The following is a 25,589-nucleotide window of genomic DNA, read 5'->3' as shown; positions in this document are numbered from 1 at the left end:
TCAGGCCTCTGCTTGCTGCTGCAGCTCGTGCGGGAAATACTTGATGACGCAGTCGACCGGGTTGGGCGCGGCCTGGCCCAGTCCGCAAATGGACGCATCCCGCATGACGGCGGACAATTCCTGCAGCAGGCCGATATCCCATCGCGGTTGCTGGATGAGTTCCAGGGCCTTGGCCGTGCCCGCGCGGCAGGGCGTGCACTGGCCACAGGACTCGTCCTTGAAGAAGCGCATCATGTTGCGTGCGGCGCCGATGGCGCTGTCCTGCGTGGACAGCACCATGACGGCCGCCGAGCCGATGAAGCATCCATAGGGCTGGAGTGTGTCGAAGTCCAGCGGGATATCGTTCATCGAGGCGGGCAGGATGCCGCCCGATGCGCCGCCCGGCAGATAGGCATAGAACGCATGGCCTTCCTGCATGCCGCCGCAGTATTCGTCGATCAGCTCCTGGATCGTGATGCCTGCCGGGGCGAGATAGACACCAGGCTTGCGGACGCGCCCCGATACCGAGAACGAACGCAAGCCCTTGCGGCCGCGCCGGCCGTGCGAGGCAAACCATGCCCCGCCCAGGTCCAGGATGTCCCGTATCCAATGCAGCGTTTCGAAGTTGTGTTCCAGCGTGGGCCGGCCGAACAGGCCGACTTGCGCCACGTAGGGCGGCCGCAGCCTCGGCATGCCGCGCTTGCCCTCGATGGATTCGATCATGGCCGATTCCTCGCCGCAGATATAGGCGCCCGCGCCGCGGCGCAGCTCGATCACCGGCATGCCGGGCGCCGGCGGGTCGGCGCGGAGCTTGGCCAGCTCGGCCTCCAGCATTGCGCGGCAGCCGTGATACTCGTCGCGCAGGTAGATATAGACGGCTTGGGCTTGCACCGCCCACGCGGCGATCAGCATGCCTTCCAGGTGCCGGTGCGGGTCGCGCTCCAGGTAGTACCGGTCCTTGAATGTTCCCGGCTCGCCTTCGTCGATGTTGACCGCCATCAGGCGGGGGGCCGGCTCGGCGCGTACGGCGCGCCATTTGCGTCCGGCGGGGAAGCCTGCTCCGCCTAGCCCGCGCAGATTCGAGTCCTCGAGCGTCTGGATGACGGACTCGACGTCGCGCTGGCCGGCGACGCATTCGCGCAGCAGCCGGTAGCCGCCGCGCAAGGTATAGGCGTCGTAGTCGATATACGGGGCCGGGATGTCGCGGGTTTCGCCGTTCGCCGCTGCGGCCTGGACGGTCTCGGCAGTGGCGTGGGCGACCGGGCGCTGTCCGACGACAGCCACCGGCGCCTGCTCGCAGCGGCCCACGCATGGCGCCGGCCGCACGCTTACGCTCGGGCCCAGCAGCTGGGCCAGGCGTTCGAGCAGGGGCTGTGCTCCGGCCATTTCACAGGACAGGCTGGTGCAGACGCGGACGACAAGGGGCGCCGTTTCCGGCTCAGCTTGGCCGTCGTCGCGGACCACGTCGAAATGATGGTAGAACGACGCGACTTCGTAGACCTCGGCCTGCGCCATGCGCAACTCCTGGGCCAGCGCCGCCAGATGCCGCGTGCCGAGCCGGCCGTAGCGATCGTTGATGCGGTGCAAGTGTTCGATCAGCAGGTCGCGGCGGCGTGGCGCATCGCCCAGCAAGGCGCGCACCTCGGCGAGGGCGGCCGGATCGACGCGCCGGCCCTTGGGTTGCTTGCGGCGGCGTTCGCGCGTGGGCGGGGCTGACGCGATGGGAATGACTTTTTGTTCCATGGATTCCAGGGCCGCGGGTCGCCGTGGGCGGAAGCCGCTAATATATGTAATTCAGAACATATTCTGATCGTTGTTCTCCCACTCTAGCAAAGAAAACCAAGCGGACAAATATGTCTGTAATTGCATAATGTTCAAGATCGCCATTCATCCCGGCTGGCAGGTTCAGGGAACCCGCGCCGACGCGCCGGCCGGCCTCGACACGGCGCTGCTGCTGCGCCTGCTGGCGCGCATCCGGACCTCAGGCTCGATTGCCGCCGCGGGCCGCCTCGAAGGGCTTTCCTATCGCCACGTCTGGGGATTGCTGCGCGACGCCGAGCGGCTTTTCGGTACGCCGCTGCTCGAGAAGCAGCCGGGCCGCGGTACCAGGCTGAGCCACCTGGGGGTGGTGCTGTTGCTGGCCGAAGACCGTATCCGGGCGCGCCTGTCGCCGACGCTGGACAGCCTCGCTTCCGAGCTGCAAGCAGAAATCCGCAAGGCGGTCACGCCCGACCGGGCCCCGCTGCGCCTGTATGCCAGCCATGGTTTCGCGGTCGCGGCATTGGTCGAGTGGATCAATGCGGCCAATATGCCGGTGGAGCTGCGCTATCGGAATAGCACCGAGGCCGTGGCGGCGCTGGCGCGGCGCGAATGCGACCTCGCGGGGTTCCATGTGCCCCTGGGCCAGTTCGAGGGCGAGGCGGTGCGCCAGTACCTGCAATGGCTGGACCCCCGCGAGCATGTGCTGGTGCAGCTTGCGCTGCGGGAGCAGGGCCTGTGCGTGGCACCGGGCAATCCCAAGCGCATCGGGGCGCTGGCCGACCTGGCCCGGCCCGGCGTGCGGTTCGTCAACCGCCAGGCGGGATCGGGGACGCGCATGCTGCTCGAACTGATGCTGGCGCGCGACGGAGTGCCGCAGCAGGCCATCATGGGCTTTGACAGCACCGAGTTCACCCACGCGGCGGTGGCGGCCTACATCGCCAGCGACATGGCGGATGTCGGATTCGGCATCGAGACCGCGGCACGGCGCTTTGGACTGGACTTCGTGCCGCTGGTGACCGAGCGGTATTTTTTCGCCGTGGAACGGGCGACGCTCGAGGCCCGGCGGCTGGACGCGGTGCTCGGCATCCTGAAGTCGCCGGCCTTCGTCCAGCGCCTCGATGCGCTGCCAGGGTACCGGCCGGTCAAGACCGGCGACGTGCTGACGCTGGCCCAGGCATTCGGTATCGAGCAGGAGGGCGGTCAGCCTTCCTGAACCGGGCTTTCCGTCTTGCGCGCGCGGCTGCGGGGAGCGGTCTTGCGGGCCGTTTTGCGGGCAGTCTTCTTGGGGGGCGCCTCGGCCGGCGGGGCAGCGGCTTCGGTTCCGCCGGCAACCTGGGGAGCCGGCGCGGCGGCAGGCTCTGCTGCGGGGGCCGCAGGCTCCTGGGCCGGTGTCCCGGCCAGCCGCTCCGGCGGCGGTTCGGCCGAGGCCGGCGTCACGGCTGGCGTGTCGGTGTTCCGCGCGCGGCGCGTCGCGCCCTTGCTTGCGGCGCGGGTGCTGCGCCGCTTCTGGGGCGAAGGCTCGGCCGCGGCGGGGGCGGGCAGCTCGGGGGCGGGCGGCGGAGCCGGACGGGATGCGGACACTTCGCCACCGTTGCCGCGATACACATAGGCGCCCGATTTGTCGTCGCGCCCGAACTCCAGCAACCCCCTGGCCTGCGCGGCTTCCAGCAGGTTGCCGAAGGCGCGGAAACCGTAGTAGGACTCGTTGAAATCGGGGCGGCGGCGCTTGATGGCCTCTTTGAGCACCGAGGCCCAGATCTTGCCGCTGTCGCCGCGCTCGGCCACGAGCGCATCGAACGTTTCCACCGCCAAGGCGATGCCTCGTTCGCGCCGTGCCTCGAGCTCGTCCCTGGGCAGCTTTTCGTCGTCCTGCGGCCGCCGGCCGGCCTGCTGGGCGCTGCGCGGGTCCCGCCGGGCCGCCTGGTGCGTTTCGCGGACCAGGTCATCGTAGAAGAAGAATTCGTCGCAATTGGCGATGAGCAGGTCGGACGTCGATTGCTTGACCCCGACGCCGATCACTTGCTTGGCGTTCTCGCGCAGCTTGGATACGAGCGGCGAGAAGTCCGAGTCCCCGCTGATGATGACGAAGGTATTGACGTGCGACTTGGTGTAGCAGAGGTCGAGCGCATCGACGACCAGCCGGATGTCGGCCGAATTCTTGCCGGACTGGCGTACATGCGGAATCTCGATCAGCTCGAAGTTCGCTTCGTGCATCGCGGACTTGAAGCCCTTGTAGCGTTCCCAGTCGCAATAGGCCTTCTTGACGACGATGCTTCCCTTGAGCAGCAACCGTTCCAGCACGAGCTTGATGTCGAAGCGTTCGTACTTGGCGTCGCGCACTCCCAGGGCCACGTTCTCGAAGTCGCAGAACAGCGCCATGCTGACGTTTTCCGGGGAGGTGTTCATGGAAATGGCTCCAGTGGGGCGGCGCGGCGTGCGCCGCCTGTAAAGAACGGATGATACCGTCCTCGAGGTGCCGACGCCGGCCGGCCTGGCAGGCGGCGGTCCGCGGCTTCTTCTTATACACTCGTCTGCGCTCCCGGGCCCGCGCTTCCGACCACTTTCCCCGGGGGCATTGCCATGCCATGCTGCCTGAGCCTACTTCGCCGCCCGGCGGGACGCCCGACATCGTCTCGATATCGGGCCTTGCCAAGACCTATGCCAACGGCTTCCATGCACTCAAGGGCCTGGACCTGACGATACGCAGGGGGGAAATCTTCGCCTTGCTCGGCCCCAACGGCGCGGGCAAGACGACGCTGATCAGCATCGTCTGCGGCCTGTCGCGGCCAAGCGCCGGTACCGTGCTGGTCGACGGCTACGATATCGTGCGGGATTACCGCGCGGCCCGGTCGCGCATCGGCCTGGTGCCCCAGGAACTGGCGACCGACGCTTTCGAGACGGTCTGGGCCACGGTGAGTTTCAGCCGGGGACTGTTCGGCCACTCGCCGAAGCCGGCCTACATAGAAAGCATCCTGCGCGACCTGTCCCTGTGGGACAAGCGCAAGGCCAAGATCATGACCTTGTCGGGCGGGATGAAGCGGCGCGTGCTGATTGCCAAGGCGCTGGCACACGAGCCCCGGATCCTGTTCCTGGACGAGCCGACCGCGGGCGTGGACGTCGAGCTGCGGCGCGACATGTGGAAGATGGTGCGCCGCCTGCGGGACGACGGCATGACCATCATCCTGACGACCCACTATATCGAGGAAGCCGAGGAGATGGCCGACCGCATCGGCGTCATCAACAAAGGCGAACTCGTCCTGGTGGAAGAAAAGCATGCGTTGATGCGCAAGCTCGGAAAGAAGCAACTGACGCTGCACCTGCAGGCGCCGCTCGCGGTCGTGCCGCCGGCGCTGGCGCACTACGGGCTGGAACTGGCGGACGGCGGCCATACGCTGGTTTACACCTTCGATACCCAGGGCGAGGCAACCGGCATCGCGCCGCTGATGCGGGCCTTGAACGAGCACGGCATCGACTTCAAGGATCTCAATTCCAGCGAAAGCTCCCTGGAGGATATTTTCGTGAGTCTGGTGCGGGAGCAATCATGATGAATTTCCATGCGATCCAGGCGATCTACCGGTTCGAGATGGCGCGCACGTTCCGGACGCTGACGCAGAGCATCGCCTCGCCGGTCTTGTCCACCTCGTTGTATTTCATCGTGTTCGGCACGGCCATCGGCGCCCGCATGGGCGACATCGGGGGCGTCAGCTACGGCGCGTTCATCATCCCCGGCCTGGTCATGATGTCGCTGCTCAACGAAAGCATCTCCAACGCCTCGTTCGGCATCTACCTGCCCAAGTGGACGGGCACCATCTACGAGCTCCTGTCCGCGCCGGTGTCCCCGGTGGAAGCCGTGATCGGCTATGTCGGCGCGGCGGCGACCAAGTCCATGATGCTGGGCGTGCTGATCCTGGTGACCGCGCGCATTTTCGTGCCGTACCACATCGAGCACCCGTTCTGGATGATCGGATTCCTGGTCCTGACGGCCGTGACGTTCAGCCTGTTCGGCTTCATCATCGGACTGTGGGCCGACGACTTCCAGAAGCTGCAGATCATTCCTCTGATGGTGGTGACTCCGCTGACCTTCCTCGGCGGGGCGTTCTACTCCATCAACATGCTGCCCCCCATCTGGCAGAAGATCACGCTCGCCAATCCCGTGGTCTATCTCATCAGCGGGTTCCGCTGGAGCTTCTACGGCCAGTCCGATGTCAACGTGGTCGTCAGCCTCGGCATGACGCTCGCCTTCCTGGTGGCCTGCGTCGGCATCGTGACCTGGATATTCCGTACCGGCTACAAGATGAAAACCTAGGGCCCCCGGCGCGCCATCTCGGTGCGTGCCCGGCGTCCATGGTGCGGTCCGGCGGCGCCCGCCATGTCCGCTTCCCTGGGAGCGCGGGCACGGCGGGCGCTGGCATTCTTTATGCTTGCCCGAACTGCGTGCCCCGAATTATTGAGTCGGCCAATTATTTATCGTTAATGGCCGGGATTGCCGTAAACCCTAATTCATCCACAAATTAATTATTTGTTTAATTAATCAGGGATGGACGGACGTTTGCGGCGCCCGGACAGGCCATGGGCGGTTGGCAGTTCTTAATCGAAACCTTTGCGAGAGGTCGCTATGCGAAAGTTGTCTTTTGCGGTGTTGCTGGTGGGGGCTGTCGGCGTGGCGGGGCCGGCGGCGCAGGCGCAGGACACCATCAAGATCGGCGTCATCCAGCCTTTGACCGGGTCGGTTGCCTATAACGGCCTGACGTATGTCAATGGTGCCAAGCTGGCGGTCGAACGCCGCAACGCCGCTGGCGGCGTGCTGGGAAAGAAGATCGAGCTCATCATCGAAGACGGCCAGTGCCGTCCGGCCAATTCGGTGAACGCGGCTGAAAAGCTGATCGTGCGCGACAAGGTCGTGGCGTTGGCCGGGGCGTTCTGCAGCTCGGCGACCGCTGCTGTCATGCCCGTGGCCGAAAAGTACAAGCTGCCCCTGCTGACGGGCGTGTCGTCCAAGGCGGACCTGACGGAAAAGGGCCTCCAGTATTTCTTCCGCTCGGCGGAAACCGACCGCTTGATGTCCAAGACGTTCAGCAAGATCCTGGCGCAGAAGCTGCAGCTGAAAACGGTCGCCTACATCGGCGTCAACGATGACTGGGGCCGCGGCAGCGTGGAGGATTTCTCCAAGGACCTGAGCGCGCTTGGCGTCAAGACCGCGATGAAGGAGTACTTCGACCATGGCGCCACCGACTTCTACACCTTGCTGACCCGCTTGCGTGCAGCCAAGCCGGATGGCGTATTCGTCGCGGCCGAGACCCAGGACGGCTCCATCCTCGTCAAGCAATTCAAGGAGTTCGGCATCCAGACCAAGATCTTCGGCGTCGGGTCGTGGGCCACGGCCGACTTCATCGGCCTGACGGGAGAGGCCTCCGAAGGCATCTATGCGGCCGTTCCCTATGCCTCGACCATGCCCGGCGAGCGCAACCAGGCCTTCGTCCAGTACTACAGCCAGGCCTACAAGGAAAAGCCGGGCAAGTACGGTGCCGCGGGCTACAACGCGCTGAACATCCTGATGGAAGCCATCGCGCGTGCGGGCAATACCCAGGCCGATGCCATCCGCGACGCGCTGCGCAAGACCGACTACGCCGCGCCCAATGGCCAGTTCAGGTTCACCGAGAAGGGTGAGGGCTATGGTTTTGACGTGGTGCTGGTGCAGATACAGAACCGCGAGCCCAAGGTGGTGGCGCAAGCTCCCACGGAAAAACCTTGATGCGCTAGGCGCTTGCCCGCCACAGGAGAAACGATGGACTTGCTGCCGCAGTTCCTGGCCAACGGCTTGGTGATCGGATCGTTCTATGCGCTGTCCGCGCTCGGGCTCACGCTCATTCTGGGGCTGATGCGCGTCGTCAATTTCGCCCATGGCGAGCTGTACATGCTGGGCGGCGTCATGGGCTGGTGGGTGACGAACTCGCTCGGGCTGGATTTCCTGACCGGGCTGGCGCTGGTGGCGCTGGTCATGGGCGTGTTCGGCTGGCTGGTGGACCGGGTGTTGATCGAGCGTATCCGCGGCCAGGGCGAGGAGCCCGGCATCCTGCTCACCATAGGCTTGTCCATCTTCCTGGCCAACACGGCGCTGCTGGTGGTGGGTACGGCGCCGCTCAAGATCGAGGGGCCGGTCTCGAGCGGGCCGGTATTCCTGGGTCCCATCGTCGTTACCAAGATCCGCCTGTTCGCCGTCGCGGTGTGCGCGGTCCTGATCGTGGCGGCTTACCTGCTGATCCAGAAAACGCGGCTGGGCCGCGCCATGCGGGCCACGTTCCAGGATCCCATGGCGGCGCAACTGGCCGGCATCAAGACGGCCAATGTCTATGCGTGCACGTTCGCGCTCGGGACGATCATCGCTTCGATGGCGGGAATGCTGCTCGGATCGATCTACTCGGCGCAGGTCTCCATCGGCGGCCTGGTCAGCATGAAGGCCTTCGTGGTCGTGATCCTGGGCGGCATGGGCAGTTTTGCCGGCGCGGTCGTGGGCGGCCTGCTGCTGGGCATTGCCGAGGCGCTCTGGGGCGGCTATGTCGCTACCGGATGGGTGGACATCATCGGATTCGCCATCGTCATACTCACATTGCTGTGCCGGCCTTACGGCCTGTTCGCCAGACGCGCCGAGAGGGCCTGACCATGCATTTCGAACGCAATGCGATCCTGGTGTCGATGCTGGCCGCGGCGGTGCTGCCCCTCGTCGTCCACGACCAGTACCTGCTGCACGTCGCCATCATGGTGCTGTTCTATGCGGTGCTCGCCACCAGCCTGAACCTCATCGTCGGCTACGTGGGCGAGTTCTCGCTGGGCCATACCGCCTTTCTCGGCACGGGAGCGTACGCCGCCGCGCTGCTGTCCACCAAGCTGGGCTGGCCGCTGTGGGCGACGATTCCCGCCGCAGGGACGCTGGCGGCGATCATGGGCCTGCTCATCGGCAGCATTACCCTGCGCCTGCAGGGGCCGTTCTTCGTCATCGTGACCTTGGCGTTCGCCGAGGTGCTGCGGCTGGTCGCCGACAACTGGATCGCGTTTACCAACGGCCCCATGGGCATCGCCGGCGTGCCGCAGCCGGCGTGGCTGGCCCAGGCGGGCAACCTGGCGACCAAGCAGTTCTATTTCTACCTGGCCTGGGGCGTGCTGGGGGTTGCGCTCTATCTGGCGTTCCGCTTCGTCTATTCCAATGCGGGCCGCGCGGCGATAACCCTGCGCGAGAACCGCTACGTGGCGCAGTCCATCGGCATCCGGCCGTTCCGCTATGCCATGCTGGCCTTCGTGCTGGGCGCCTTCCTGGCCGGCATGGCCGGAGGCTTCTATGCGCACTACATTTCCTTCGTGGGGCCGGAGGTCTTCCGCTTTGCCTTCATGGTGAGCATGATCATCATGGTGTTGATCGGCGGCAAGGGGACGCTGGTCGGGCCGCTGCTGGGCGCGTTGCTGGTGACTTTCCTCGAGGAATACCTGCGCGAGGCCAAGGAACTGCGGCTGTCGCTGTTCGGCCTGGCCGTCATGGCGATCGTGCTATTCCTGCCGCGTGGCCTGATGGGGTTCCTGACCAACCGCCGGGAGGTCAGGAATGCCCCGCACGCCCCGCCGCGAACGCCCCAGGGGGCGAACCCGCCGGACTGGCGGGGCCAGGTCCGCTGTGCCCTGGGTCGGGTGGGCGTCCTTTTATCCAGTGACAGTGGCGCGCGGCGCCTTGGAAAACTGAAATGACAACCGTGCATGCAATCGGCAATGCGCCCATGCTGGACGTGCGGGGCCTATGCAAGACCTTTGGCGGGATCAAGGCGGTCAAGGACATCAGCTTCCAGGTCCGGCCAGGCGAGATCGTGGGGTTGATCGGTCCGAACGGCGCGGGCAAGACCACCTGCTTCAATCTCATCACCGGCTTTTATACGCCCACCGCCGGTCAGGTCTACGTCAAGGGCGAAAACCTTACCGGCGCCAAGCCCTACGAGATGGCGCGCAAAGGTGTCGTGCGCAGTTTCCAGAAGACCAACATCCTCAAGTCGCTGTCGGTCTTCGAGAACGTCCTCGCAGGGCACTACCTGAGCGCCCGGCAAGGCTTGCTGCGGACTTTCTTTCCCGGGCGCGCGGTGCGCGAGGCCGAGCGGGCCGCGCGGGACGACGCGGAGCGGATCGTGCACCTCATGGGACTGGGCGGGCGCATGAATGCGCCGGCCTACCTGCTCTCGTGCGGCGAGCTGCGGCTGCTGGAGGTCGGGCTGGCGCTGGCCGCCAAGCCGGACATCCTGATGCTGGACGAACCCGCGGCGGGGCTCAACAGCCAGGAAGCCAAGGAGCTGGGAAACATCCTCAAGCGGCTGCGGGGCACCCAGGTGCAGTCCATCCTGCTGGTCGAGCACAACATGGGATTGGTCATGAGCGTGTCGGACCGCGTGGTGGTGATGCATTTCGGTGAAAAACTGGCGGAAGGGCTTCCGGCGGAAGTGCAGCGCAACGCCGGGGTCATCGAAGCCTATCTGGGAGGAGGGCGGGCGGCATGAGAACCGATGCCATCGAGGGTTCGCCGTTGCTGGAACTGGACAGCGTCCATGTCGGCTACGGCCGGACCGCGGCGTTGCATGGCGTGAGCCTGCACGTGCGGCCAGGCGAAACGGTGGCGCTGATCGGCGCCAACGGCGCGGGCAAGAGCACCACGCTGCGCGCCATCTCCGGCTTGCTGAAGCCGGGCCGCGGCAGCATCCGTTTCAAGGGGCGCGACATCGGCGGCATGGCGCCCGACCGCATCGTCGGGCTGGGCATTGCCCATTGCCCGGAAGAGCGCCATGTCTGGCCGGCCATGACCGTCTACGAAAACCTGGTGCTGGGTGCGTATCTGTGCCGCGCTGCGGCAACGGTGCAGCAACGCGTGGAGAAAGTGTACGAGCGCTTCCCGCGGCTCAAGGAACGCCACCAACAGCTGGCCGGCACGCTCAGCGGCGGCGAGCAGCAGATGCTGGCGATCGGGCGGGCGCTCATGTCCGAGCCGGTACTTCTGCTGCTGGACGAGCCGAGCCTGGGGCTCAGTCCCAAGATTGCCGCCGAAGTGTTCGACGTCGTGCGCGAGATCAACCGGCAAGGGGTGACGGTACTGCTGGTCGAGCAGAACGTGCACAACGCGCTGGGCGCGGCCTCCCGCGCTTACGTGTTCGAGACCGGCAAGGTAGTGGCGGAAAGAGATGCCGCCGGCTTGCTGGAGGATCCGGAATTGCTGACCGCGTATCTGGGCGGCTAGGCCAGGGAGGAAGTGGGTAGGGAAGTGTCCTGATTCAGTACCAATGCGGAAACATTATTAATTTATCGTTTAATTATTTGGCGTGGCGGGCGTGCCGCCGTTCGCCAGAAGGCAAGGAGAAACTGTATGAATCGTCCTCTACGCGTAGGTATCGTGGGCGGCGGGATTGGAGGCGTGGCCCTGTCGCGGGCCCTGTCGCTGCGCGGTATCGAAAACCACGTGTTCGAGCGCGCGCCGGCGTTCGGCGAGGTCGGAGCGGGCGTCCAGGTGACGCCGAACGCGGTGAAGGTGCTCAAGGCGCTCGGCCTGGCCGAAGACTTGAAACGAGTGGGCTTCCTGCCCAACGCCATGGTCGGACGCAACTGGCGCTCGGGCCGGGAGCTCTTCCGCACGCCGCTCAAGAATAGCTGCCCGCAGATCTATGGCGCCGAGTTCTACCACGTCCACCGCGCCGACCTGCATGCCATTCTTTCCCGCCATCTCGAGGACGGCAAAGGCGCGACGCTGGGGGTCAATTGCGTCGGCGTGCGCAATGAAGGCGCCACCGCGGTAGCCTCGTTCGGCGATGGCAGCGAGTACGAAGCCGACGTGATCGTCGGCGCGGACGGGGTGCGCTCGGTCGTGCGGGACGCATTGTTCGGCGCGGAATCGGCGCATTTCACGGGCCACATGTGCTGGCGGGCCCTGGTGCCCGTGGACCATCATCCGCTGAAGTTCGTCAGCCCGGATGCGGCATTCTGGATGGGGCCGCACGGCCATCTCGTGACCTATTACGTGAATGGCGGCGCTGCGGTCAACATCGTGGCGGTCAACGAGTCGAAAAGCTGGGTGGAAGAATCCTGGAACGTGCGCAGCAGCCGGGAAGAACTGATGAAGGCCTACGAAGGATGGCATCCCGACATCATCGAGCTGTTCAGCCGCACCCAGGATGTCTACAAATGGGGACTGTTCGACCGCGATCCCATGCCGGAGTGGTCCCAAGGACGCATCACGCTGCTGGGCGATGCCGCGCATCCGATGCTGCCGTTCCTGTCGCAGGGCGCCGCGATGGCCATCGAGGACGGATACGTCCTGGCCACCGCGCTCGCGCACTATCGCCAGGACGTCGGGTCGGCCTTGAAAGCCTACGAGGCGGAGCGCCGTCCGCGCACCAGCCGGGTCCAGCTCGAGGCCCGCGAGCGCGGCAAGACCTATCACTTGCCGTCGCCCTGGGCCCAGTTCAAGCGCGACCTGCTGTACCGGTGGCGCGAGCTGGTCAACCCCAATGCCGTCGGCATACAGGCCAACTGGGTCTATATCTACGACGCGACCACGTGCGCACAGCGTTTCGGCCAGCAGGCGCTGGCGGCCTAACAGGCAAAAGGGAACCCCATGAAAGCAAGCTACCGCATCGGCCAGATCGTGCCGAGCTCGAATACCACCATGGAGACCGAGATCCCCGCCATGCTGCGGCTGCGCGAGCAGATCCGGCCCGAACGCTTCACTTTCCACTCGGCCCGCATGCGGATGAAGCATGTCACCAAGGAAGAGCTGGCTGCGATGGACGCCGAGTCGGACCGCTGCGCGCAAGAGCTGAGCGACGCCCGCGTCGATGTGCTGGGCTACGCCTGCCTGGTGGCCATCATGGCGATGGGCCACGGCTACCACCGCGAATCCGAGGCGCGGTTGCGGCAGCTCACGCGCGACAACGGCGGCGATGCGCCGGTGGTGACCAGCGCCGGCGCGCTGGTCGACGCCTTGCGCGTGATCGGCGCCCGGCGCATTGCCCTGGTTGCCCCCTACATGGTGCCGCTGACCAAGCTCGTGATTGGCTATATCGAGAGCGAAGGCGTCGAGGTCGCGCAGTGGCGTGCCCTCGAGATCCCCGACAACCTCGAAGTGGGACGGCACGACCCCCGCAAGCTGCCGGACATCGTTGCGTCGATGGATACGGCCGGGGTGGATGCCATCGTGCTGTCGGCCTGCGTGCAGATGCCGTCGCTGCCCGTCATTGCGCAGGTCGAGGCGCTTACCGGCAAGCCGGTGGTGACCGCCGCCGTCGCCACTACCTACGCCATGCTCAAGGCGCTGGGCCTGGAGCCCGTCGTGCCGGGCGCGGGCGCCTTGCTTTCTGGCCATTACTAAGGAGAATGCGGTGAGCAGTACCTACCTCTACGGCGCCCATGTCAAAGCCAATGGCATACGCCAGCACTACCTGCGGTTCGGCGGAAAAGGCCAGCCGCTGGTTCTGGTGCCGGGCATCACGAGCCCGGCCGTCACGTGGGCCTTCGTGGCCGAGCGGCTGGGGCGCCAGTTCGATACCTACGTGCTCGATGTGCGCGGACGCGGCCTGTCCGAAGCGGCGCCGGGCATGGACTACAGCCTGGAGGCATGCGCCGCCGACGTCGGGGCCTTCGTGCAGGCCTTGGGGCTGACCGATTATCTGCTGGTGGGACACTCGATGGGTGCGCGGATCGGCGCCATCGTTGCCGCGCATCATGCCGCGGGCCTCGCCCGCCTGGTGATGGTCGATCCGCCCGTCTCCGGGCCCGGGCGCAGGCCCTACCCCGCCAAGATCGACTGGTATGTGGATTCCATACGACTCATGCGCGACGGCAACTCGTGGGAAAAACTCAAGCCGTTTTCGCCGACCTGGACCGAAGCGCAATTGCGGCTGCGGGCCGAGTGGCTGCATACCTGCGACGAGGAAGCCATCGTCTGCGCCTACCACGCCTTCGGCACGCAGGACATGCATGCCGATCTGCCGGCGATCAAGGTCCCGGCCCTGTTGATGGTGGCGGGAAAGGGCGGCGTGATCGAACCGGCGGACATCGAGGAGATCCGGGGCCTCATGCCGCAGATCGAGGTCGCCGTGGTGCCCGAAGCCGGCCACATGATCCCCTGGGATGACGAAGAGGGATTTTTCCGAGGCTTCGGAACGTTCCTGGGCGCCCCGGTCTAGGCGGGCAGGTGGACTACTTCTACGGGAGCAAGCAATGGCTGTCAGCGATTCCGATTTGATCCAGGCGTGGACACAGGTACTGACGCTGTCGCGCCTGAAGCGCGGCGACACGGTCACCGTGCTGACCACCGAGGGCGTCACCCATCCCCAGACCTTGCGCTGCGCCATGACGGCGGCCGGCCTGCTGGGGGCGCGCGTGAACCGGCTCGACCTGTCGCCGGTCAATGGCGAAAAATCGCTTAGCCGCGATTCACTCGCCTATCTCGGCACCACACCGCTGAGCGGCAACCGGGCCGCCATTGCGGCGCTCAAGGCCAGCGACCTGGTGCTCGACCTGATGACGCTGCTCTTTTCGCCCGAGCAGCACGACATTCTCCAAGGAGGCGGCAAGATATTGCTGGCGGTCGAGCCTCCGGAGATCCTGCTCAGGATGGTGCCGACCGAGGCCGACCGCGAGCGCGTGCTGGCCTGCGCCGCGCTGCTCGAGGGCGCGCGCGAGATGCGGGTGACGTCTGCGGCGGGCACCGACCTGGTGTGCCCGCTCGGCGAATTCCCCGTGATCAAGGAGTACGGGTTCGTCGACGAGCCGGGACGCTGGGACCACTGGCCGAGCGGCTTCGCGCTGACCTGGCCGAACGAGCGCGCCACGCATGGCCGCATCGTGGTGGACAAGGGCGACATCCTGCTGCCCATGAAGTCCTACGTAAGCGACCCCATCGTCATGGAGGTGGAGGACGGCTATGTCACATCCATGACCGGCGGCCTGGATGCGGAACTGCTCAGTGACTACATGCGCTCCTTCAACGATCCGGAAGCCTATGCCATGTCGCATATCGGCTGGGGCGCGCAAAGCCGCGCGAGATGGTCCACCCTTGGCCTGTATGACCGCGAAGCCACGATAGGCATGGATGCGCGCGCCTACGCGGGCAATTTCCTGTTCTCGCTCGGCCCCAACAATGAAGTAGGCGGTTCCCGCACCACGGCCTGCCATATGGATATTCCACTGCGCGGCTGCACCGTATCGGTCGATGGACGCGAGGTCGTGCGAGCAGGGCACCTGCTGGAGGAAGTGCTCGCTGGGGAGGGGGTATGAGCGCGTCCGCCGGCGCCGGCCATGGCGAGGCCGCCGTCTACGCCCGGCAAGGGTTCGGCGCGGGCCTGGCGCCCGTCCCGCCGTTCGGCCTGCTGCTGGTTGACTTCGTCAACGGATTCGCCGACCCGGCCATGTTCGGCGGCGGCAATATTCCCGCTGCCATCGAGGCCACGCGGCCGTTGCTGGCGCTGGCGCGCGAGCGGCAGTGGCCCGTTGCGCATACGCGCATCGTCTATGCCGATGACGGCGCCGATGCCAACGTATTCTCCGCCAAGGTGCCGGGCATGCTGCGCTTGACCGAGGCTGAGCCCGCCAGCGCCATCGTGCCGCAGTTGGCGCCGCGGCCGGGCGAACTGGTCGTGCGCAAGAATGTGCCGTCGGCCTTCTTCGCCACCGACCTCGCGCCATGGCTGACGCAACGGGGCGTTCGTACCCTGGTGGTGGCCGGTTGCGTCACCAGCGGCTGCGTGCGCGCCAGTGTGGTCGACGCCATGTGCTGGGGCTTCCGGCCGGTCGTCGTTGCCGACTGCGTAGGTGACCGCGCCATCGGTCCGCACGAAGCCAGCCTGTTCGACATGGCGCAGAAATACGCCGAAGTGCTCGACTACGCGACCCTGGTCCGGCAGTTGCAAGACTGAAGGCAGGCCCCGTGCACGCGGCCGCTACGGGGCCTGCATGCCGCCGGTGACGAAGCGGGTGACCTGGTCGATGAGGCTGTCCGTATCGTCCGGATCATAAAGGCCGGGCGGCGCCATTTCTTCCATGCGATGCGTGTCCGAGAACGCATAAAGATAGGTTCCGACCATCAGCGTGACGCGCCAGTACGCGTCCAGCTCGGGCAGATTCGGCAAGGCGTTGCGCAGGGCATCGACGTATTGCCGGGTGGAGGTGCCGTAGGCATCGGTGCGCAGCTTGTAGGAGATCTGCGGCGGCTCGGTATGCAGGCGGGCCTGCAGGCGCAGGAACGAGCGGCCCTCGGGTGTGGAGCGAAAAGCCAGGGTGGGCATCAGGAAGGCCTGCACGATGTCCCGCACCTTCAGTTTCCCGGGCTTGGCGTACAGTCGCGCGAGGTTGTCCATGCGCTGCTGGGCAATGATCTGGCTGCGGCGCATGAACACGGCTTCGAACAAGCCGTACTTCGAGCCGAAGTAGTAGTTGATCAGGGCCTGCGTGACGTTGGCGCTATCGGCGATCTCCCGCAGCGTGGTTCCCGCATAGCCGAGATTGGCAAAGAGTTCTTCCGCTGCATCGAGAATATCGTCCCGTACGACGCTGGTACCCTCGGGCCGGCCCGGTCCCTTCTGGCCGGTCTTGCGCCTGGTTTTGGCGGCGGGAGTGCCCCGCCGGCCGCTGACCAATTTCATAATCGACTGTTTAATTATTTACGCGAAGCCTCAATGCTAAGGCTTTTCGATGGCTGTCGCTATGTCGGAGGCCTGCGCGCCAGGCTTAGCCCAGCGTCGATTCGAGCGACAGCAGTTGCTCGACGGTTTCCCGCACGCGTACGACGTGGTAGTGCTCGCCGTCGACCATGACCTCTGCCGCGCGTGGCCGCGTGTTGTAGTTGCTGGCCATGACCATGCCGTAGGCGCCTGCCGATTCCACCGCGAGGTAGTCGCCCTCGCGCACCGCCAGCTCGCGGTCCTTGGCCAGCCAGTCGCCGCTTTCGCAGACCGGCCCGACGACGTCGTAGCGCGCGGGGGCCGCGTCGTGGCGCGGCGTTACCGGCAATACCCCATGGTAGGCCTCGTACAGCGTCGGGCGGATCAGGTCGTTCATCGCCGCATCGACGATGAGGAAGTTCTTCGCTTCGGTCGGCTTGAGATATTCCACGCGCGTGACCAGCAGGCCCGCGTTGCCCACCAGCGAGCGCCCAGGCTCCAGCACGATCTGGCGCGACCCATAGCCGCGGGCATCGATGCGCGCGAAGACCTGGGACAGCAGGTCGGAAGGCGCCAGCGCCGTTTCGTCGGCGTAGCGGATGCCCAATCCGCCGCCCAGGTCCAGATGCTCGATGTGGATGCCCTCGGCGGCCAGCTTGTCTAGCAGGTCCAGCAGCTTGTCGAGCGCGTCGAGGAAAGGCGCGGTTTCGGTGATCTGCGAGCCGATGTGGCAATCCACCCCCACGACCGCAACGCCGGGCAGCGCTGCCGCGGTGCGGTAGGCCGCCAGGGCGTCCTCGATGGCGATCCCGAACTTGTTTTCCTTCAGGCCGGTGGAAATGTAGGGGTGCGTGCCGGGGTCGACATCGGGGTTCACGCGCAGCGACACCGGTGCCCGCTTGCCCAGGGCGTGGGCCACCTCGGAAAGGCGATGCAATTCCGGGACGGACTCGACGTTGAAGCATTTCACGCCGGCCTCGAGCGCCAGGCGCATTTCGGCGGCCTGCTTGCCCACGCCGGAGAAAACCACCTTGCCGGGATCTCCGCCCACGGCCAGCACGCGTTGCAGTTCGCCGGCCGAGACGATGTCGAAGCCGGCTCCCATGCGGGCGAACTCGCGCAGCACCGCCAGGTTGGAGTTGGCCTTCATGCCATAGCAGACCAGCACGTCGCGCGACCCTATGCCTCGGCGATAGGCGTCGTACGCGGCATGCAGTGCCGCCCGGGAATAGACGTAGAGCGGCGTGCCGAGCTGGTCGGCCAGGTGCGCGACGGACACGCCTTCGGCATGCAGGACGCCTTGGCGGTAGGCGAAGTGGGGACTGCCGACCGGGGTGGGCAGGAAAGCGGGGGAAGTCATTGGGGCAGCGGTGTGTGGGAGATGGATTCGTTGCGACGGGAGACGTCGTTGGCGTCGACGCTGGTGGGCGGGGGCGGCGCCGGTTGTGCCGGGGCAGCAGCCGGGCGCGTGGCGGGCGGGGGCGTCTGGGGCAGGTAGAGCGGGCCCTTGATGCCGCAGGCCGTCATCAGGACGGCAGCTGCCGCACCCACCGCCGCGGCGGCCAGGCGCCTGCCGCGGCCATCCGGCCGGGAAGCGTGCGTGCCGCTGGCTACAATGCCGGTATCAGCAACCAACGAAGGGTCTGGGCATGCGGCGCGCGGCGAGCGCGAGGGTTTCATGTCGGACATAGCCAAATTATGAACGAAAGCGAATTTCTTGCCCTGGCCGACGCCATTCTCGATTCCATCGAGCGCCAGGCTGACGTCTGGTTCGAGGAGCGTGACATCGACATAGAAGGGGTACGCAACGGCAACGTGCTGACCCTCGTCTTTGCCGACGGCAGCCAGGCCGTCATCAACAGCCAGGCGCCGATGCAGGAAATGTGGGTGGCGGCGCGCAGCGGTGGGTTCCATTATCGCCTGAAGGACGGCAAGTGGCTCGACACCCGCAGCGGGGAGGAGCTGTCGCAGGCATTGTCGCGTATCTGCTCCGAGCAATCCGGGGCGGATATCGTGGTCGAGCCCTTGCCGGTGCGATAACTACGGCAGATAGTTCTCCGGCAGGCCGCTGTTGCTGTTGCTGCCGCTGCGGGGGGCGCCATTGCCGTTCCCGCTGCCATTGATCAGGTTGCCCAGGCTGTCGATCAGCCTGGACATGGGATCGGTCGGCGGCGGGGGCAGGCCGACGCTGGCGACGGCCTGCCCCGGCGGGAATTCGGCAAAGTAGTAATCGCCGTTCTGCACGACGATGCCGGACGGCATGGACAGTTCCCGTTGAGGGACGTCCTTCAGCGCGCGCTGCATGAACTTGAGCCATATCGGCATGGCGGCGCCGCCGCCGGTTTCGCGTACACCCAGCGATTTGGGCTGGTCATAGCCCAGCCATGCCACGCCCACCAGTCCGGGGGTATAGCCCGCGAACCAGGCGTCCACCGAGTTGTTGGTGGTGCCCGTCTTGCCGGCGACATCCTTGCGCTTGAGCGAAAGCGCGGCCCGCGCGGTGCCCACGCGAACCACGTCGCGCAGCATGGAGTCGGTGATGAAGGCGGTGCGGGGATCGATGGTGCGCAGCGATTCATCGCCGGCCTTGGTCGGGCGGGCCTGCATCAGCACGCGGCCGGTGCTGTCGGTGACTTTCTCGATCAGGTAGGGAGTGACTCGGTACCCGCCATTGGCGAACACCGAGTAGGCCCCCGCCATCTGCAGCGGCGTGACCGAGCCGGCGCCCAGCGCCATGGTCAGGTAGGCCGGATGGCGGTTGGCGTCGAAGCCGAAGCGCGTGATGTAGTCCTGCGCGTACTGCGGCCCGATGCTCTGCAGGACGCGGATAGACACCATGTTCTTGGACTTGGCCAGGCCCTGGCGCATGCTCATGGGCGGCTCGTTCCTGCCATCGTAGTTCTTCGGCTCCCACCGCTGCGATCCGGTCGCCGAGGCTTCCAGTACGAAGGGGTCGTCGGAAACGATGGTAGCCGGGGTCAGGCCACGCTCCAGTGCGGCAGCGTAGATGAACGGCTTGAAGCTCGAGCCGGGCTGGCGCCAGGCCTGCGTGACGCGATTGAACTTGCCGCGATGGAAATCGAAGCCGCCGACCATGGCGCGGATGGCGCCGTTCTGGGGATCGGTGGACACGAACGCGGCCTGGACCTGGGGCGTCTGCAGGATCTCCCAGTCGTTCCCGGTCTTGAGGATGCGCACGATGGCGCCACGGCGGATGCGCACCGACGGTTGGGCCTTGGCCGAGAGCGCCGGCTGGACGAAGCGGAGCCCCTTGCCGGTGATGTCGATGATCTCGCCGGCGCTGCGGGCCACGCGCACGGTCTTGGGGTCGGCCGACAGCACCACCGCCGCCAGCAGCGTATCGCTGTCCGGATAGTCGTTGAGCGCATCGTCGACCGCCTCGTTGAGCTTTTCGGGGTCCTTGTCGATGCCGTTCGGCAGGTCGACGAAAGCTTCCGGTCCCCGATAGCCGTGCCGGCGCTCGTAGTCGAGCACGCCGTCGCGCAGCGCGTCGTAGGCCGCGTCCTGCATGTCGCGGTTCACGGTCGTGTAGACGTTCAGGCCGCGCGTATAGGTTTCTTCCTTGTAGATGTCGTAGACCAGCTGGCGGGCCAGCTCGGCAACGTATTCCGCGCGCACGCCGAACTCGCCGCCCATTTGCCGGACTTTGAGCTTTTCGTCCACGGCCGCGTGGTATTCCGGTTCGGTCAGGTAGCCCAGGGCCAGCATGCGCTGCAGCACATATTGCTGCCGCAGCTTGGCGCGGGTGGGATTCACCACCGGGTTGTAGCGCGAGGGGGCCTTCGGAATGCCGGCCAGCATCGCGGCTTCGGCCGCGGTGATCTCCGACAGTGGCTTGCCATAGTAGATGCGCGCTGCGGAGGCGAAACCGTAGGCGCGCTGGCCCAGGTAGATCTGGTTGATGTAGAGCTCGAGGATCTGGTCCTTGGTGAGACTCGCTTCGATCTTGAAGGTCAGCAGGATCTCGTACAGCTTGCGGGTCCAGGTCTTCTCTGAGGAAAGATAGAAGTTGCGCGCCACCTGCATGGTGATCGTGCTGGCGCCCTGGCTCTTGGAGAAATTGACGAGGTTGGTCAAGGCGGCACGCATTACGCCGGACCAGTCGATGCCGCCATGTTGGTAGAAACTGTCGTCTTCGGCCGACAAAATCGCCGATTTCAGTACATCGGGCACCTCGCGGATGCGCACGACGTTGCGACGTTCCTCGCCGAACTCGCCGATCAGGGCATTGTCCGCGGTGTAGATGCGCAGCGGCATCTTGGGGTGGTAGTCGGTCAGGGCGTCGAGATCGGGCAGGTTCGGATAGGCCAGGGCCAAGGCGAGGCCCACCAGCAGGGCGCCACAAGCGGCCAGACCGGCGAGGATGCCGACGACCTTCAGAAGAATACGGGACATGAGGAAGCTGCTTATCGTGCGAGGACGAGACCCATTATAGGAACATAGGAACGGATCGGCTTATAGACTGTTCGCCCGGCTGGGTGTTCCTGTAACAGTTGGTGTGTTCGGCACGCGGGGCGATTTCCCGCTGCGGGCGCTCTTGCGGGATAATGCAGGGTATATCGACATTTTCTTGTGGCTTCGGCCTCACGAGCTAGTGGATCAGGTCTCTTACGATTCATGCCCGGCCGCCGCCACGGGGCCGGCGGATACGGTTTTCGTGCCGCCCGTGTTCCTCGTCGGGATGATGGGCGCGGGCAAAACCACCATAGGGCGTGGCTTGGCCCGGGCGCTGTCGCGTCAATTCCTCGACGTGGACCTGGTGCTCGAGGCGCGCTGCGGCGTCCGCGTCCCGACGATTTTCGATCTCGAGGGCGAAGCCGGCTTCCGCCGGCGCGAAACTGCCGCGCTCGACGAGTGCAGCCGCATTTCGGGGGTGGTCCTGGCCACGGGCGGCGGTGCCGTCATGGCCGAGCGCAACCGCCACATGCTGAAAGAACGCGGTACCGTCATCTATTTGCGGGCCCGCGCCGAGGAACTCTACCAGCGTACCCGCCACGACCGTAACCGGCCGCTGCTGCAAACTGCCGACCCGCTGGGCCGCATCACCGAGCTGCTCCGCCTGCGGGAGCCCTTCTACGAAGAGATCGCCGATCTCGTGGTCGATACGGGCAAGGTTTCGGTGCCCAAGCTGGTCCACCGCATCCTGCCCTTGCTCGCCACTTGCAACAAGCAGGTCCGGCCTCCCACCGACCTGCCGCCTCTGGAGTGTCCATGAAAGAAGTCCGTGTCGAGACGCCGGGCGGGAGCTATCCCATACGGATTGCTCCCGGCCGCCTCGATCGCCTGGCCGAGGCCGTACCGGCGGATGCCACCACCCTGGTCCTCGTGACTAATCCCACCGTCGCCGCCCTCTATGCGGAACGGGCCGAGCGGGCGCTGGCCGAGACCGGCCGCCCGGTGCTGCGCATTGAATTGCCCGATGGCGAACAGTACAAGGATAGTCAGACCCTTAACCTGATCTTCGACGCCATGCTGGCGCAGCATTGCGACCGCAAGGCGGTGATCGTCGCGCTGGGCGGGGGCGTGGTCGGCGATATCGCCGGTTTCGCCGCCGCCGTCTACATGCGCGGCATCCGCTTCATCCAGGTGCCGACCACGCTGCTGTCGCAAGTCGATTCGTCGGTGGGGGGCAAGACCGCGGTCAACCATCCGCTGGGCAAGAACATGATAGGCGCGTTCTATCAGCCCATCGCGGTGGAAATCGATACCGACGTGCTGGGCACGCTGCCCGCCCGCGAAGTGTCCGCCGGCCTGGCCGAGGTCATCAAGTACGGCGCGATCCTGGATGCCGGATTCTTCAAATGGTGCGAGGAGCACGCCCCGCAGCTGCGCGCGCTCGAACCCCAGGCGCTGGCCGTCGCCATTGCCCGCTCGTGCGAACTCAAGGCCTACGTCGTTTCCCAGGACGAGCGGGAGACCGGGTTGCGTGCCATCCTGAACTTCGGCCATACCTTCGCGCATGCGATCGAAGCCGGACTCGGGTTCGGCGCCTGGCTGCACGGCGAGGCCGTGGGCTGCGGCATGGTGCAGGCGGCCGAGCTTTCCGTATTGGCCGCCGGATTGCCACGGGCCGATGCCGAACGCATCCACGCGCTGGTGCTGGCCATAGGCTGTCCGGTCTACGCGCCGGACCTCGGTACCGACCGCTGGCTCGACCTGATGCAAGGGGACAAGAAAACCGAGGCCGGGCAGATACGCTTCATCCTGCTGCCGCGTCTTGGGCAAGCCGTGCGCACCCCCGCCGATGCCGCGCTGGTCAGGCAAGTGCTCGACCGGACCGTTGCCAAGACCGCAGGCGAGCAACCCGCCATCCTGGCCTGATTTCTTCCCCCAGCCGGAGGAGCCCGACGTTCATGCCGCAAGTCCTCGCTCCGTACGCCGCCGACCCGTCCGCCAGCCGCGGTCGTCGTCATCCCGAGGCCCCGCCCCAGGGCCGTACCGAATTCCAGCGCGACCGCGATCGCATCATCCATTCCAATGCCTTCCGGCGCTTGGAGTACAAGACCCAGGTCTTCGTGAACCACGAAGGCGACCTGTTCCGCACCCGGCTAACCCATAGCCTGGAAGTGGCCCAGATCGCGCGGTCGGTGGCGCGCAACCTGGAATTGAACGAAGACCTGGTCGAGGCCATCTCGCTGGCGCACGACCTCGGGCATACGCCTTTCGGCCACGCCGGACAGGATGTGCTGAACGCCTGCATGCGCGAGTTCGCGCCGGATTCCGGCGGCTTCGAGCACAATCTGCAAAGCCTGCGGGTGGTGGACGAGCTGGAAGAGCGCTACGGCGAATTCGACGGCCTGAACCTGTGCTTCGAGACGCGCGAAGGCATACTTAAGCATTGTTCCCTGACACGCGCCGCCCGGCTCGGCGACGTGGGCGAACGTTTCCTGAACCGGACGCAGCCGTCGCTCGAGGCCCAGCTGACCAACCTGTCGGACGAAATCGCCTATAACAACCACGATATCGACGACGGCTTGCGTTCCGGGCTGGTGACCCTGGAGCAGATGCGGCAGGTGGGCATTTTCGATCGCCACTATGCCGAAGTCGTCCAGCGCTACCCGGACCTGCCCGAGCGCCGAGCCATTACCGAAACCGTCCGGCGCATGATCAATACGCTGATCATCGACCTGACGGAAACCACTGCCGCGCGGATTGCCGAGCACAGGCCAGCTTCCATCGACGACGTGCGCCGCGCGCCGGCCCTGGTCGGTTTCAGCGCCGCGATCAAGGCCGAGGCCGACGAGCTCAAGCTGTTCCTGCGCGACAACCTCTACCGCCACTACCGTGTGCTGCGCATGACCACCAAGGCCAAGCGCATCCTGCGCGATCTGTTCATCGCCTTCCTGGACGACCCGCGGCTATTGCCGCCGCAATACCAGGCCAGGGCCAACGTGGACCAGGCGCGGGCGATCGCCGACTACATTGCCGGGATGACGGATCGGTACGCCATCAAGGAGCACAAGCGGCTGTTTCTGGTCAGCGACGAGTAGGGGCTGCGCCGGGCCGAGGCCCTTGCCGGATCCGGTTGATCGGCAAGGGCCGCGCTCCTGCCCGGAGTTGCGCTCCAGGCAGGGGTGCTTACAGCGTCACCTCGGTCGGCAGCAGGACCTCGAAGGTGATGCCTTCTTCCGACAAGCCTGTGGTGCCGCGCTGGGAGCTGAAGTACAGGCGGGTACCGTCGGGCGAGACGGCCGGACCGGTGATCTCGCTGTTGTCGTGCCCGACCAGGCGCATGACGGCTTGCGACGTGCCGTTTTCGCGCAGCACGCCGATCTCCAGGTTGCCGCCGTCCTCGGCCACCAGCATTTCACCGAACGAGGTGATGGTGATGTTGTCGGGGCGGTCGATGCTGTGCGTCTCGGGCGTGCCCTGCGTGCCGTCGAAGATCACTTCCAAGGTGCGGTGGGCGACATCGTAGGCCCAGATCCGCGAGTTGCTGGACGTGACGAAAAATACGATGCCGTTGAAGAACCAGATGCCTTCGGCTTTCTGGAAGTAGTTGCCCGGTGGCAGGATGCCGCCCGCGCGCAGCGTGTCGCGTATGCTTTTCTGCCCCTGGTCGGGGAAGGCGGCGGGCTCCCAGGTGACCGACACCGGAGGCTTGCCCAGGCCGACGATATCCGCGTAGGCCGCATCGGAGGCGTTGGCGTCCCGGGGTAGCGCATCGATGCGGAGCACCTGCAATTGGCCGGACTCGAACTTGACCGGCCGGTCGGCGCCCGCCGGCCAGTCGGTCGAGTCGCAGACGTAGCGATACACCCGTCCGCCGCCGGCATCCTCGGTCATGTAGAGCATGCGATTGACCGGATCCACGCAGACCGCTTCGTGCGCGAACTTGCCCAGGGCCGGCCAGGCGCGTGGCGGCGCGGCGTCCGACCAGGGCCGGTAGGGGTCGCATTCCCAGACCATGCCGGCGATCTGCTGGGTCAGCTCGAATTCCTCGCAGGACATCCAGGTGTTCCAGGGCGTGGGGCCGCCGGCGCAATTGCCCGAGGTGCCTTTCAGGATGGGGTAGGCATCGACCACATTGCCGTCCTTGTCGAACTTCAGGGCGCTGACGCCGCCCAGCGGGGCCGTCATCTCGGCATTGCTCACGTAGATCCAGCCGCCATCTTCGGTGGCATAGCAGGCGCCGCCGTCGGGCGCCGCATGCCAGAGAAAGCTGCTGCCGGCCACGGGCGCCTGCCCGCTGTGCGCCACGATGCGCGAGCGAAAGCCCTTGGGCAGCATGACGCCGTTGGCGTCGGCAGGCTGGAGTTCGGAGAACTGTGCAAAGGGGTTGAACGGCTCGGGTCCGGCGGGAGGCTCCGGGTCGACGGGAGGGAGCGGGTCCGTCGGGTCCGTGGGGTCGGCCGGATCGTCGCCATCGCCGCCACAGGCGGCCAGGAAGCCGGTCAAGCCGACGGCGCCTGCGGTGCGGAAGGTTTTCAGGAGAAAGTCCCGGCGAAGCGGAAAGTCCAGCGGTACAAGGGGGTAGGCGTCTTGGGTCATTTTTGTAGGTGTGGAAGTTACGGGTGCGCTCGTAATGAGCGCCGCCATGGTCCACGCCAGCCATGACAGCGCGGTGACGAATGCCGCGGCGCCTCTGCCATGTTGCCGAAACGGCAACGCCGCTCCCGCAAAAAGGTATGCCGTACGCGCGCAAACTGGCAC

The 25,589-nt window shown here is 65.9% G+C and carries 24 protein-coding genes; 17 read left to right on the top strand and 7 right to left on the bottom strand.

From position 1 onward, the window contains the following. Entirely contained in the window at positions 1-1,722 is a 1,722-nt protein-coding gene (locus tag QHC78_RS14660) for an NADH-ubiquinone oxidoreductase-F iron-sulfur binding region domain-containing protein (protein WP_319745778.1), read from the bottom strand. 127 nt (positions 1,723-1,849) lie between these two features. On the opposite strand from QHC78_RS14660, the gene QHC78_RS14655 reads away from it, so the two are divergent. Then, positions 1,850-2,953 carry a substrate-binding domain-containing protein gene (locus tag QHC78_RS14655; RefSeq protein ID WP_319745777.1) on the top strand — a complete coding sequence of 368 codons (1,104 nt, stop codon included), beginning with the start codon at positions 1,850-1,852 and terminating at the stop codon, positions 2,951-2,953. Here QHC78_RS14655 and QHC78_RS14650 read toward each other — a convergent pair. Continuing rightward, positions 2,941-4,146 (bottom strand): NYN domain-containing protein, encoded by a 1,206-nt coding sequence (locus QHC78_RS14650; RefSeq protein WP_319745775.1) that lies wholly within the window; start codon positions 4,144-4,146, stop codon positions 2,941-2,943. The genes QHC78_RS14655 and QHC78_RS14650 overlap by 13 nt on opposite strands. A 179-nt stretch (positions 4,147-4,325) precedes the next feature. Here QHC78_RS14650 and QHC78_RS14645 point away from each other — a divergent pair, with 179 nt between their 5' ends. The 12 genes from QHC78_RS14645 (at position 4,326) to QHC78_RS14590 (ending at position 15,671) form a co-directional block, all read left to right on the top strand. Further along, a complete protein-coding gene (locus QHC78_RS14645; RefSeq protein ID WP_319745774.1) occupies positions 4,326-5,285 on the top strand; it encodes an ABC transporter ATP-binding protein in 960 nt (319 codons plus the stop codon). Then, positions 5,285-6,046, top strand: a complete 762-nt coding sequence (locus tag QHC78_RS14640) for an ABC transporter permease (RefSeq protein WP_319745922.1) — start codon at positions 5,285-5,287, stop codon at positions 6,044-6,046. Before QHC78_RS14645 ends, QHC78_RS14640 begins: the two co-directional genes overlap by 1 nt. A gap of 309 nt (positions 6,047-6,355) precedes the next feature. Further along, a complete protein-coding gene (locus tag QHC78_RS14635; protein ID WP_319745772.1) occupies positions 6,356-7,492 on the top strand; it encodes an ABC transporter substrate-binding protein in 1,137 nt (378 codons plus the stop codon). A gap of 33 nt (positions 7,493-7,525) precedes the next feature. Beyond that, positions 7,526-8,398, top strand: a complete 873-nt coding sequence (locus QHC78_RS14630) for a branched-chain amino acid ABC transporter permease (protein ID WP_319745771.1) — start codon at positions 7,526-7,528, stop codon at positions 8,396-8,398. 2 nt (positions 8,399-8,400) lie between these two features. Beyond that, positions 8,401-9,474, top strand: a complete 1,074-nt coding sequence (locus QHC78_RS14625; RefSeq protein ID WP_319745769.1) for a branched-chain amino acid ABC transporter permease — start codon at positions 8,401-8,403, stop codon at positions 9,472-9,474. Further along, a complete protein-coding gene (locus QHC78_RS14620; RefSeq protein WP_319745768.1) occupies positions 9,471-10,268 on the top strand; it encodes an ABC transporter ATP-binding protein in 798 nt (265 codons plus the stop codon). The genes QHC78_RS14625 and QHC78_RS14620 overlap by 4 nt, the downstream gene beginning before the upstream one ends. Beyond that, entirely contained in the window at positions 10,265-10,999 is a 735-nt protein-coding gene (locus tag QHC78_RS14615) for an ABC transporter ATP-binding protein (RefSeq protein ID WP_319745767.1), read from the top strand. Before QHC78_RS14620 ends, QHC78_RS14615 begins: the two co-directional genes overlap by 4 nt. A gap of 126 nt (positions 11,000-11,125) precedes the next feature. Beyond that, positions 11,126-12,352, top strand: a complete 1,227-nt coding sequence (locus QHC78_RS14610; RefSeq protein ID WP_319745765.1) for an FAD-dependent monooxygenase — start codon at positions 11,126-11,128, stop codon at positions 12,350-12,352. Between the two features lie 18 nt (positions 12,353-12,370). Then, positions 12,371-13,123 carry a maleate cis-trans isomerase family protein gene (locus QHC78_RS14605; RefSeq protein WP_319745764.1) on the top strand — a complete coding sequence of 251 codons (753 nt, stop codon included), beginning with the start codon at positions 12,371-12,373 and terminating at the stop codon, positions 13,121-13,123. Positions 13,124-13,133: 10 nt separating this feature from the next. Then, entirely contained in the window at positions 13,134-13,940 is an 807-nt protein-coding gene (locus QHC78_RS14600) for an alpha/beta fold hydrolase (protein ID WP_319745762.1), read from the top strand. Positions 13,941-13,974: 34 nt separating this feature from the next. Beyond that, a complete protein-coding gene (locus QHC78_RS14595) occupies positions 13,975-15,033 on the top strand; it encodes a 2,5-dihydroxypyridine 5,6-dioxygenase NicX family protein (RefSeq protein ID WP_319745760.1) in 1,059 nt (352 codons plus the stop codon). Further along, positions 15,030-15,671 (top strand): isochorismatase family protein, encoded by a 642-nt coding sequence (locus QHC78_RS14590; protein ID WP_319745758.1) that lies wholly within the window; start codon positions 15,030-15,032, stop codon positions 15,669-15,671. Before QHC78_RS14595 ends, QHC78_RS14590 begins: the two co-directional genes overlap by 4 nt. 24 nt (positions 15,672-15,695) lie before the next feature. Here the strand turns inward: QHC78_RS14590 and QHC78_RS14585 are convergent, their stop codons facing one another. From QHC78_RS14585 to lptM, 3 genes are all read right to left on the bottom strand, one after another. Further along, a complete protein-coding gene (locus QHC78_RS14585) occupies positions 15,696-16,397 on the bottom strand; it encodes a TetR/AcrR family transcriptional regulator (RefSeq protein WP_319745756.1) in 702 nt (233 codons plus the stop codon). Positions 16,398-16,482: 85 nt separating this feature from the next. Further along, positions 16,483-17,775 carry a diaminopimelate decarboxylase gene (gene lysA / locus QHC78_RS14580; protein WP_319745754.1) on the bottom strand — a complete coding sequence of 431 codons (1,293 nt, stop codon included), beginning with the start codon at positions 17,773-17,775 and terminating at the stop codon, positions 16,483-16,485. Then, on the bottom strand, positions 17,772-18,050 hold the full coding sequence (gene lptM / locus QHC78_RS14575) for an LPS translocon maturation chaperone LptM (RefSeq protein WP_319745752.1): 279 nt from the start codon (positions 18,048-18,050) through the stop codon (positions 17,772-17,774). Before lptM ends, lysA begins: the two co-directional genes overlap by 4 nt. 63 nt (positions 18,051-18,113) lie before the next feature. Here lptM and cyaY point away from each other — a divergent pair, with 63 nt between their 5' ends. Continuing rightward, positions 18,114-18,455, top strand: a complete 342-nt coding sequence (gene cyaY / locus QHC78_RS14570; RefSeq protein WP_319745750.1) for an iron donor protein CyaY — start codon at positions 18,114-18,116, stop codon at positions 18,453-18,455. Here the strand turns inward: cyaY and QHC78_RS14565 are convergent, their stop codons facing one another. Further along, complete coding sequence (locus tag QHC78_RS14565) at positions 18,456-20,831, bottom strand: penicillin-binding protein 1A (protein ID WP_319745748.1); 2,376 nt, start codon at positions 20,829-20,831, stop codon at positions 18,456-18,458. A 286-nt stretch (positions 20,832-21,117) separates the two neighbouring features. Between QHC78_RS14565 and QHC78_RS14560 the strand changes: the two genes are divergently transcribed. The 3 genes from QHC78_RS14560 to QHC78_RS14550 are packed head-to-tail and all read left to right on the top strand — an operon-like array spanning position 21,118 to position 23,926. After that, positions 21,118-21,651, top strand: a complete 534-nt coding sequence (locus QHC78_RS14560; protein ID WP_319745920.1) for a shikimate kinase — start codon at positions 21,118-21,120, stop codon at positions 21,649-21,651. Next, the gene (gene aroB, locus QHC78_RS14555) at positions 21,648-22,757 is read left to right on the top strand and encodes a 3-dehydroquinate synthase (protein WP_319745746.1); all 1,110 of its coding nucleotides are present in this window, start codon (positions 21,648-21,650) and stop codon (positions 22,755-22,757) included. Before QHC78_RS14560 ends, aroB begins: the two co-directional genes overlap by 4 nt. Positions 22,758-22,789: 32 nt before the next feature. Then, the gene (locus QHC78_RS14550; protein WP_319745745.1) at positions 22,790-23,926 is read left to right on the top strand and encodes a deoxyguanosinetriphosphate triphosphohydrolase; all 1,137 of its coding nucleotides are present in this window, start codon (positions 22,790-22,792) and stop codon (positions 23,924-23,926) included. Between the two features lie 88 nt (positions 23,927-24,014). Here the strand turns inward: QHC78_RS14550 and QHC78_RS14545 are convergent, their stop codons facing one another. Then, positions 24,015-25,427: an alkaline phosphatase PhoX gene (locus QHC78_RS14545; RefSeq protein WP_319745743.1), complete on the bottom strand. Its 1,413-nt coding sequence runs from the start codon at positions 25,425-25,427 to the stop codon at positions 24,015-24,017. Between the last annotated feature and the right edge of the window lie 162 nt (positions 25,428-25,589).

The organism is Pigmentiphaga sp., from assembly GCF_033795525.1.
In the GTDB taxonomy this organism is placed as follows: domain Bacteria; phylum Pseudomonadota; class Gammaproteobacteria; order Burkholderiales; family Burkholderiaceae_B; genus Pigmentiphaga.
Note: the sequence above shows the minus strand (reverse complement) of the source record. Positions and strands in the feature narration are given on the sequence as shown.

Bases quoted from the DNA above. Each gene is read 5' to 3' on its own strand.
- QHC78_RS14660 (WP_319745778.1), bottom strand. From the start codon at position 1,722: ATGGAACAAAAAGTCATTCCCATCGCGTCAGCCCCGCCCACGCGCGAA.
- QHC78_RS14655 (WP_319745777.1), top strand. From the start codon at position 1,850: ATGTTCAAGATCGCCATTCATCCCGGCTGGCAGGTTCAGGGAACCCGC.
- QHC78_RS14650 (WP_319745775.1), bottom strand. From the start codon at position 4,146: ATGAACACCTCCCCGGAAAACGTCAGCATGGCGCTGTTCTGCGACTTC.
- QHC78_RS14645 (WP_319745774.1), top strand. From the start codon at position 4,326: ATGCTGCCTGAGCCTACTTCGCCGCCCGGCGGGACGCCCGACATCGTC.
- QHC78_RS14640 (WP_319745922.1), top strand. From the start codon at position 5,285: ATGAATTTCCATGCGATCCAGGCGATCTACCGGTTCGAGATGGCGCGC.
- QHC78_RS14635 (WP_319745772.1), top strand. From the start codon at position 6,356: ATGCGAAAGTTGTCTTTTGCGGTGTTGCTGGTGGGGGCTGTCGGCGTG.
- QHC78_RS14630 (WP_319745771.1), top strand. From the start codon at position 7,526: ATGGACTTGCTGCCGCAGTTCCTGGCCAACGGCTTGGTGATCGGATCG.
- QHC78_RS14625 (WP_319745769.1), top strand. From the start codon at position 8,401: ATGCATTTCGAACGCAATGCGATCCTGGTGTCGATGCTGGCCGCGGCG.
- QHC78_RS14620 (WP_319745768.1), top strand. From the start codon at position 9,471: ATGACAACCGTGCATGCAATCGGCAATGCGCCCATGCTGGACGTGCGG.
- QHC78_RS14615 (WP_319745767.1), top strand. From the start codon at position 10,265: ATGAGAACCGATGCCATCGAGGGTTCGCCGTTGCTGGAACTGGACAGC.
- QHC78_RS14610 (WP_319745765.1), top strand. From the start codon at position 11,126: ATGAATCGTCCTCTACGCGTAGGTATCGTGGGCGGCGGGATTGGAGGC.
- QHC78_RS14605 (WP_319745764.1), top strand. From the start codon at position 12,371: ATGAAAGCAAGCTACCGCATCGGCCAGATCGTGCCGAGCTCGAATACC.
- QHC78_RS14595 (WP_319745760.1), top strand. From the start codon at position 13,975: ATGGCTGTCAGCGATTCCGATTTGATCCAGGCGTGGACACAGGTACTG.
- QHC78_RS14590 (WP_319745758.1), top strand. From the start codon at position 15,030: ATGAGCGCGTCCGCCGGCGCCGGCCATGGCGAGGCCGCCGTCTACGCC.
- QHC78_RS14585 (WP_319745756.1), bottom strand. From the start codon at position 16,397: ATGAAATTGGTCAGCGGCCGGCGGGGCACTCCCGCCGCCAAAACCAGG.
- lysA (WP_319745754.1), bottom strand. From the start codon at position 17,775: ATGACTTCCCCCGCTTTCCTGCCCACCCCGGTCGGCAGTCCCCACTTC.
- cyaY (WP_319745750.1), top strand. From the start codon at position 18,114: ATGAACGAAAGCGAATTTCTTGCCCTGGCCGACGCCATTCTCGATTCC.
- QHC78_RS14565 (WP_319745748.1), bottom strand. From the start codon at position 20,831: ATGTCCCGTATTCTTCTGAAGGTCGTCGGCATCCTCGCCGGTCTGGCC.
- QHC78_RS14560 (WP_319745920.1), top strand. From the start codon at position 21,118: ATGATGGGCGCGGGCAAAACCACCATAGGGCGTGGCTTGGCCCGGGCG.
- aroB (WP_319745746.1), top strand. From the start codon at position 21,648: ATGAAAGAAGTCCGTGTCGAGACGCCGGGCGGGAGCTATCCCATACGG.
- QHC78_RS14550 (WP_319745745.1), top strand. From the start codon at position 22,790: ATGCCGCAAGTCCTCGCTCCGTACGCCGCCGACCCGTCCGCCAGCCGC.
- QHC78_RS14545 (WP_319745743.1), bottom strand. From the start codon at position 25,427: ATGACCCAAGACGCCTACCCCCTTGTACCGCTGGACTTTCCGCTTCGC.